The organism is Arthrobacter sp. SO3 (genome assembly GCF_020532825.1).
Lineage (GTDB): Bacteria > Actinomycetota > Actinomycetes > Actinomycetales > Micrococcaceae > Arthrobacter.
The window spans coordinates 47,495-53,730 of the sequence record NZ_MQTS01000163.1; the positions used below are offsets into that span (position 1 = coordinate 47,495).

6 protein-coding genes, 1 pseudogene and 1 riboswitch are annotated in these 6,236 nt (G+C 65.8%); of the genes and pseudogenes, 3 read left to right on the top strand and 4 right to left on the bottom strand.

What is annotated here, in order from left to right:
- Positions 1–2 precede the first annotated feature (2 nt).
- From BJQ90_RS15270 to BJQ90_RS15285, 4 genes are all read right to left on the bottom strand, one after another.
- On the bottom strand, positions 3–584 hold the full coding sequence (locus BJQ90_RS15270; protein WP_226761083.1) for a hypothetical protein: 582 nt from the start codon (positions 582–584) through the stop codon (positions 3–5).
- 117 nt (positions 585–701) lie between these two features.
- On the bottom strand, positions 702–1,229 hold the full coding sequence (locus BJQ90_RS15275) for a SixA phosphatase family protein (protein WP_226761084.1): 528 nt from the start codon (positions 1,227–1,229) through the stop codon (positions 702–704).
- Between the two features lie 54 nt (positions 1,230–1,283).
- Positions 1,284–1,487: a dodecin family protein gene (locus tag BJQ90_RS15280; protein WP_024366200.1), complete on the bottom strand. Its 204-nt coding sequence runs from the start codon at positions 1,485–1,487 to the stop codon at positions 1,284–1,286.
- Between the two features lie 146 nt (positions 1,488–1,633).
- Positions 1,634–2,497 (bottom strand): winged helix-turn-helix domain-containing protein, encoded by an 864-nt coding sequence (locus BJQ90_RS15285; RefSeq protein WP_226761085.1) that lies wholly within the window; start codon positions 2,495–2,497, stop codon positions 1,634–1,636.
- Positions 2,498–3,121: 624 nt separating this feature from the next.
- Here BJQ90_RS15285 and BJQ90_RS15290 point away from each other — a divergent pair.
- The 3 genes and pseudogenes from BJQ90_RS15290 to BJQ90_RS15300 all read left to right on the top strand — a co-directional run.
- The gene (locus tag BJQ90_RS15290; RefSeq protein ID WP_226761086.1) at positions 3,122–3,862 is read left to right on the top strand and encodes a response regulator transcription factor; all 741 of its coding nucleotides are present in this window, start codon (positions 3,122–3,124) and stop codon (positions 3,860–3,862) included.
- Between the two features lie 3 nt (positions 3,863–3,865).
- Positions 3,866–5,602 carry an ATP-binding protein gene (locus BJQ90_RS15295; protein ID WP_226761087.1) on the top strand — a complete coding sequence of 579 codons (1,737 nt, stop codon included), beginning with the start codon at positions 3,866–3,868 and terminating at the stop codon, positions 5,600–5,602.
- 77 nt (positions 5,603–5,679) lie between these two features.
- Positions 5,680–5,864, top strand: a riboswitch (cyclic di-AMP (ydaO/yuaA leader).
- A gap of 1 nt (position 5,865) precedes the next feature.
- Positions 5,866–6,236: pseudogene (locus tag BJQ90_RS15300) on the top strand (hypothetical protein); the annotation flags it as partial.

Here is a 6,236-nt window from a genome sequence, read left to right on the forward strand (position 1 = left end):
GATCAGAGGTTGCGGGGATTGTCGGTGCGGTGCTCGTCTCCGCGGACCGGCTCCTGGGGAACCTGGCTGTTGGGAACCTCGTTGTTGGGAACCTGGCTGCTGGGCCCCTGACTGTTGGGCTCCCGGCCGCTCTCCGGGCTGGGCGCCTGTTCCGCGGGGGCAGCGTTCCGCGCGCTGCGGTCGCGGCGCAGCTCTTCATGGCCTGCGGCTTCGCCGGGCGTCTGCTCCCCGTTGGTGGCCTTACGTTCGGTGGTGGCGACGTCGGGGTCCAGTTCGTCCGCCTTCCGCAGCTGCTCCTGCGCGCCGGCACGAACATGCTCCGCTTCCCGCTGGCGATCGCGGGCTTCCTCCCGCAGGCGCTCGGCCTCGACTTCTGCCTGCTTCGCGTCGGCCTCAGCCCGGGCAGCCTGCGCCTCGCGCTCCCGGGCACCGATCTCCTCGGTCCGGGCCTGTTCTCGCATTTCGACGGCCTTGTTGCGGTCCGCTTCGACCTTGCGCCTGCGGTTGAGCATGATTGCCACGACGACAATTGCGAGCACGACAACGACGCCGATAATGATCCCTATGAGCTGTCCTGAATCCACGATGAGTCCGCCTTTTCTCCAGATCGCCAGTAGTCCACGAGTGGACAGCATCAGTAAACCGCAGAATCGCCTGCATGACTATGCATCCAGGACTGAGGCAGCCCGCACCGCCGGGCGCTATTTGGCCCGGGGAACCTTGAAATGCGTGAGCCTGGCGTCCTGGCCGTCCAGTTCGGCCCAGGACTTCTCCGTCTCCATGACAGTCAGCGCGCTGGTGGGGTACCGCGTAGCGGCGTCCATGTAGGCATCATGGTTGGAATCGCGGGAGGCGAGGTGCATGGCAAGGTCCTGCACGCCGGGCATGTGCGTGATCACCATCAGGGTGGTCACGGTATCCGGGACGTGGTTGATGACCGTCAGCATCCGCGACGCCGAGGCGGCGTAGAGGCCGTCCTCCAGTTTCGGCGTCGGAGCTTTGTCGCCGAGTTCGCTGCAGACCCAGGTGCAGGTCTGCCGGGTGCGCAGCGCGCTGGAGCAGAGGATGAAATCGGGGACCACGCCGTGCTTCAACAGCCATTTTCCGGCCTGCGGGGCATCGCGATGGCCGCGCTCTTCAAGCGGGCGGTCGTGATCCGCGACCCCGCCCGGCCAGTCCGACTTGGCATGCCGCATAAGCACCAGCCGTTTGATGTGATGCGCGCTCATGGACCAATCCTAGTGCGGCGGCTGATCACGGGCGCCCATCCCGCCAGCGTTTGCTCAGTCGTCCAGGACGAAGGTCACCTCCAGCACGACATGCCAGGCCACGACGGCGCCGTCGCTGATTTCAACCTTCTGTTCCTTCACCCACGCCCCGGTGACATTGCGCAGGGTTTTGTTGGCCCGGTCGACGCCCTCCTTGATGGCGGCATCGAACGAGGTCTTGGAGTTCGCGCTCAGGGTAGTAATCCGTGCAACAGACATTTCTTCCTCCCAATGGTCGGCTCAACGGTCCGAGACTACGCCGGAGGCAGGAAGCGCAACAGCCCCCAACAGCGCGGGAATCCCGCGGGGAAAGCAAGAAACGCCCGCCCCAGTTCAGGGACGGACGCTTTGCGAAGGGCTGGAACCTAGATCGAGTATTCCGGAGCGGCCCAGACAACAACTTCGGGGTGCTCGTAGAAACGGTAGCCCTGGCCGCGGACCGTACGCACGGTGTTGGCGAGGCGGCCCAGCTTGGAGCGCAGGCGGCGGATGTGGACGTCGATGGTGCGCTCGTTGGGCACCTCTTCGGCATTCCGCCACAGTCCCTCAAGCAGCTCGTCACGGCCCACGGTGCGGGTGCCGTTCTCGACGAGGTAGTTGAGGAGCTCGAACTCCTTGAACGTAAGGTTCAGGGATTCGCCGTCGAGCGCCACCTCGCGGCGGGCAAGGTCAATCAGCACGCCGGCCGGACGGGGGTCCTGCGGCTGCTGCAGGCGGGCCGTCTCGGAACGCTGGCGGGCGCCGACCGTGGGGTCACCAAAGGTGGAACGGACGACGTCGAGCGCGGAGCCCGGAGCGCCGGCCGGGGCGACGGCGACAGCGGCGTAGCTTTCGGCGCCGGAAACCAGGGACTGGGCGTAGGCCCGGATCTCCTGGGCCAGCTTGGCAATGGAAGTGCCGGCGGCCGCCGCGGTTTCCTCATCGATGCCCATGTAGAGCACGAATCCGCGGGCAACGTTGTCGCTCGGGACGGGACGGACGGGGCTGCCGCTTCCCGGAGCAATCACGGGAGTCGGGGCGGTGGCCGGCGCCGGCGGAACAGCGCGGAGCTGTCCGTAGGAGTTCGGGTTGTATCCCTGCGGCGCATAGCCCGGGGCGGGGAAGCTGTTGCCGGATCCGGCGGGGGCGAAGGAGGCGCGGCTGCCGAAACCCTGGCGGATACCGGAGGCCTGGCCGGCCTTGCTGGCGTTACGGACGGAGATGTGGACGTATCCGGATGCAACTGACATGGATTGCTTACCTCAATGTGAATGGCCGTCATCGCGGCTCGAATGCTACTTTTCCCCGCAATGAAAACTGGGGAGGGGCGCCCGACGCTGGGCTGGGGGCGAATGCCTAGAAACCTTTGGGATGTAAAAGTTAGGCGTGCATTCGACAACAGCGCTTTTCGGTATCAGCGGGTGGGCTGATCCAAAAAACTGCGGCTGCAGGTGCTGTTGAGTTCTTGTTCACAATTGAAGTGTGCAACGTAACAATGAAAACTTGCAAGTAACAATGGACCTTAAAGTCCACGATGTGAGACGAACTGGGGAATTGTAGCGCAGATCACAATTCTGGCGTGGCAACAGAACAACCACACTTCCGACCATCCAAGGCAGTTTCCGGGCCTTTATCGAAGAATGTTCGCTCCGGTCCGCCATTTTCCCGAAATTATTCACTGTAACGGGAAACCACCAAACCGTTCGCCTACTTACCTTTGGATGTCCAGCGTCCCACAGAGTGGTCACCCGATCTTCGGGAAAACATGCCCTCACCAACGGCTTTAAGGATGCCCAGCTCGCTAGGCTGGGATTCACAGGTGCCGCACAGGATCCCCAAAGCCGCGCCTAACCGTCAGATCGGAGAGTTGTCCCATGGCCACCTCGCACTCCATGACCAACAATCTCCCCCAGCTCACCCACCCGGATGGCTCCCCCATCCGCGCCCTGGTCGTGGACGACGAACCCAGCCTCTCCGAGCTGATGAGCATGGGCCTGCGAATGGCGGGCTGGTCGGTCGCCGTCGCCGCCGACGGCCCCGAAGCTGTGAAGCTTGCCAAGGAATTCCGCCCCGACGTGCTAGTGCTCGACGTGATGCTTCCCGGGTTCGACGGCGTTGAGCTGCTGGGCAGGATCCGCGCCTTCGCTCCGGAGGTGCCGGCGCTGTTCCTGACAGCCAAGGACGCCGTCCAGGACCGGATCACCGGGCTGGCCGCGGGCGGAGACGACTACGTGACCAAGCCGTTCAGCATGGAGGAAGTGCTGCTGCGGCTGCACCGGCTGGTCCAGCGTTCCGGCGTGGCAGCCATGGACACCGCCGAACTCGTCGTCGGCGATCTCGTCCTGAACGTCGACACGCGGGAAGTGCGGCGCGCGGGTGAGGAACTCCACCTCACGGCCACCCAGTTCGAGCTGCTGCGCTACCTCATGGAGAACCCGAAACGGGTTGTCAGCAAAGCCCAGATCCTGGACCGGGTCTGGGACTACGACTTTGGCGGCCAGGCCAACATCGTGGAGCTCTACATCTCCTACCTGCGCAAGAAGGTCGACGCCAACCACCCGCCCATGATCCACACGGTGCGCGGCGCCGGCTATGTCCTGAAACCGGCGGACTGATCCGTGCCTGAACGCCCCGCCAGGATCCGCCCCTCCGGGCTCAATTGGCGCAACCCGTCCACCTGGCACCTGCGCACCCGGCTGGTCCTCGTCACCATGGCCCTGCTCGTGGCGATCTGCGGTGCGGTGGGCCTCGTCAGCTATGCCTCGATGGACTCGTTCCTGAGCAAGCAGCTCGACACCCAACTGGTGCAGGCCGCGGCCCGTGCCCGAGAATTTGGCCGCACCGGCGGCCGCGCCGATCCCCTTGACGCGCGCGGCCAGGGAATCGGCACCCTGAACGCAAGGATCGTGGATGATTCGGTCCGCAGCGCCGGATTCCTCGCCGATGACGCCACCCGCAAGTCCCTCACCGACGACGACGACGAGATCCTCCTTAAGCTGACCCCCCGGAACGGGTCCGTGGACCGGACCCTGTCCGCCGGAGCCTACCGGCTTGTTGCCGCCGAGACCCCGGACGGCGACGTGATTGTGACCGGGCTGCCGCTCGCCGAGAAACAGAACACCCTTGCGTCCCTGGTCTGGACCATGCTGCTGGTCTCCGCCGGCGGACTCGTTGTGATCGGCCTGGCCGGGACGGCACTGATCCGCCGGACCATGAAGCCCCTCGACCAGCTCTCCGAAGTGGCGACGCAGGTCTCCCGCCTCCCGCTCGACGCCGGCGAAGTGGGACTTGCCATGCGGGTGCCGGACTCCGCTGCCCATCCGGGAACGGAGGTCGGCAGCGTCGGCCATGCCCTGAACCTGATGCTGGACAACGTCTCCAACGCGCTCGAAGCCCGGCAGAAGAGTGAGATGAAGGTCCGACAGTTCGTGGCGGACGCGTCGCATGAGCTGCGCACCCCCCTCACTGCCATCCGCGGATACACCGAACTGATGCGGATGACCGAACACTTCACCCCCGACGGACAGAGGTCCCTCGCCCGCGTGCAGAGCCAGTCCGAACGGATGACCACCCTGGTGGAGGACCTGCTCCTGCTCGCCCGGCTGGACGAAGGCCAGCCCCTCAAACTCAGCGAGGTGGACCTCACCCAACTGGCCATCGAGACGGTAAGCGATGAGAAGGTCATCGCCCCGGACCGGGTCTGGCACCTGGAACTCCCGGAAGAGCCAGTGGTGGTCCGCGGCGACGCGACCCAGCTCCACCAGGTGCTGGCCAACCTGCTCTCCAACGCGCGCAAGCACACCGGACCGGGCACCATGGTGGTGACCGGGGTGAAGCGCGCCCCGGACGGGGGTGCCGTGATGACCGTAACGGACAACGGCCCAGGGATCGCCCCCGGGTTCGTGGACCGCGTCTTCGCGCGCTTCACGCGCGCGGACGCATCCCGGAAGAATCCGGTGGCCACCACGACGCCGGCGCCCGGCCACACGCACCTTCCCCGCCTTCCGGTCCACCCGCCCCGCACGCTTCCGGGGTCTCCGGCGGCCGCTGCCTCCGCCGCCACCATCACCAGCGCGTCCGCCGAGGGAACCAGCGGGCTGGGCTTGTCCATCGTGCAGTCAATTGTTGAGGCGCACGGCGGGACTGTCAGCGTCACGTCGGTTCCGGGACGGACAGAGTTCACCGTTCTTTTGCCGGACGCTCCCCTTGCGGCTGAAGCTCCGGGGGCGGCTAAGGCCCCGGGTGCGGCTGAAGCTCCGGGTGCGGCTAAGGCCCCGAGTGCGGCAAAAGCCTCGGGTGCAGCTAAAGAGCATCGGCTGCTGAACACGACGCAAGACGCCACACCGCTGGCGTGATCCCTGTTACCAAAATGTGACTTAGCAGTCCAGGTCCTGTACGGTCTTTAGGGTGCGGCCATCACTAGGGCCGCATATCCGGATGCACGCCAAGCTCTGCCGCCTCCCGGATTCCGTTCGACCAGGCAGAGGCGGGGGACCCAGAGTTTCCGGGCATTTTGCATCTTTGCGCCCTTGGGGTGAAGCCGACACGTGAATTTCCGTGCGGCCGGATGACCTCATCCGAACCCGACAGCTAACTCCGCAGGCGTTGAGAGGCACTCATGACTGAATTCCAGGCACAATCACGCCCTGACGACGCTGCAAAGACGACCCGCTCCAATCCCTCGCGCCACCGCGCTAAGCCCGCTTCAGCCCTGGCCCGGTTTGGCAGCGGCCTCGGCGCAACCGGCCGCCGGGTGGCCGTTGTTGCCGCCGCGTGTGCGGTCATTGTGGGGGTCGGCGCAGCCGGCCAGGCGTCCGAGACGGCGGCCCGCAATGCCAGTGCGGGCAGTTCCACGCAGGCAGCCACCACCGCGGATCCGCTGACGCACCTCGATTTTGAACGCGTCCGGGTCGATAACCAGGCCGTGATTCCCGCCGGTGTCGTCGCGGCCCAGCCAGCCGAGGTGAAGCCCGCCGAAGCACCCGCCCC